Here is a 1,060-nt window from a genome sequence, read left to right on the forward strand (position 1 = left end):
GAGGCCTGCTCCAGCAGCTGACGAAGAAGATCCTGGAGTCCGCACCCGAGGGCGAGATGACGGACCACCTCGGCTACGAGAAACACGATCCGGCCGGCGCGGCCTCCCTGAGGACGGCCCATTCCTCCTCGTCGAGCCCCTGGGCGAGCTCGGCGAGCCAGACGTTCCGGCGTCGACGACTCTCCGCGAGGATCGTCTCGGCCTGCTCGGTGCTGCTGACGACCACCTGGCGGCGGTCCTCGGGGTGCGGTTCGCGCCGCACCAGCCCCTTCTCCTCCAGCATCGCGACGATCCTGGTCATCGAAGGAGGCTGCACGTGCTCCTTCCGGGCGAGCTCACCCGGCGTCGCCTTTCCGCACCGGGCGAGGGTGCCCAGCACTCCCATCTCGGTGGGGCTCAGCGACTCCTCCACCCGCTGGTGTTTGAGTCGTCGGGAGAGGCGCATCGTGGACGATCGCAGCTGACTGATCGCTGCGAGGTCCTGCTCGGACATCTCGGGCATCTCTTTAGCCTACGTCATTACTCTCGCTAAGGAAAATGAGATCCGCCGCCGTGCCGGAGGGTCACCGCGGTGCCATATTGGTCATGGGCCTCAGCTCTCTCCCAGAAGGGCCGACCTGCCATGTCCGACCTCGCCACCGAGCAGTCCGAGCGGTCCCAGCGGTCCGAACAGTCGCAGCCGTCCGAACGGTCCGCGCGGACCGGGCCCGGCGACACCGGCTTCGCCCGGCTCGCCATGGTCACCATCGACTGCGCCGACCCGGTCGCGCTGGCCTCGTTCTACGGCGAGCTGCTGGGCTGGGAGACCAGGCACGCGGACGAGCGCTTCGCGATCCTGGACAACCCCGAGGGCGGCAGCCCGCTGGGCTTCGGCCGGGTGACCGGCTACCGGCCGGAACCGTGGACGGAACCGGACGGCAGCAAGCACTTCCACCTCGACTTCTACGTCGACGACCTGGACGAGGCCACCGCGAAGGCCCTCGCGCTCGGCGCCACCGAGCCCGCCTACCAGCACGGCCGCACCCTGCGGGTGCTGATCGACCCGGCCGACGCCGCCGCG

General features: G+C 69.6%; 2 protein-coding genes. One reads left to right on the plus strand and one right to left on the minus strand.

Annotation, left to right across the window (positions count from 1 at the left end; genetic code table 11):
* Positions 1 to 73: 73 nt before the first annotated feature.
* Positions 74 to 502 carry a MarR family winged helix-turn-helix transcriptional regulator gene (locus tag ACIQOV_RS42675; protein ID WP_401056677.1) on the minus strand — a complete coding sequence of 143 codons (429 nt, stop codon included), beginning with the start codon at positions 500 to 502 and terminating at the stop codon, positions 74 to 76.
* 120 nt (positions 503 to 622) lie between these two features.
* Between ACIQOV_RS42675 and ACIQOV_RS42680 the strand changes: the two genes are divergently transcribed.
* A partial coding sequence (locus tag ACIQOV_RS42680) for a VOC family protein (RefSeq protein WP_401056679.1) occupies positions 623 to 1,060 on the plus strand: 438 nt, incomplete at its 3' end.

Source organism: Kitasatospora sp. NPDC091257 (assembly GCF_044757675.1).
Lineage (GTDB): Bacteria > Actinomycetota > Actinomycetes > Streptomycetales > Streptomycetaceae > Kitasatospora > Kitasatospora lactacystinica.

What these genes read in the sequence shown, in the direction of transcription:
- ACIQOV_RS42675 (WP_401056677.1), bottom strand. Translation starts at nt 502, where the DNA reads ATGCCCGAGATGTCCGAGCAGGACCTCGCAGCGATCAGTCAGCTGCGA.